Consider the following 339-nt stretch of genomic DNA (forward strand, 5'->3'; position numbering starts at 1 on the left):
TCAGCTCCACTCGCGGTCGGCCGAGTCGCGCGTGTTCCAGTAGTCGGTGGGGGCAAACCAGGTGGCGCCCTTCCGCAGAAACTTTTTGGCTACCTCCTCGTTGAGCTCCACACCCAGCCCCGGCTTGTCGGGCACCCGGGCAAAGCCCTTCTCGACAATCGGCTTCAGCCCCGTGACGATGTCCTCCCAGCCTTCCACATCCACCCCATGGTGCTCCAGGGCCACGAAGTTCTCCGTGGCGGCCGCACAGTGGATGTTGGCCAGCATCGAGATGGGCGAGCCCGCAAAGTGCATCGCCATCGGGATGCCCTGCTCCTCGGCATAGTCGCCGATCTTCTT

Annotated in this window: 1 protein-coding gene; it reads right to left on the reverse strand. The window is 64.0% G+C overall.

The window, feature by feature from the left end; genetic code table 11:
• Positions 1-339: enolase C-terminal domain-like protein (locus DX909_RS29380; protein WP_310589891.1), on the reverse strand; the 339-nt coding region annotated here is incomplete at its 5' end.

It is taken from the genome of Larkinella soli (assembly GCF_003703975.1).
Lineage (GTDB): Bacteria > Bacteroidota > Bacteroidia > Cytophagales > Spirosomataceae > Larkinella > Larkinella soli.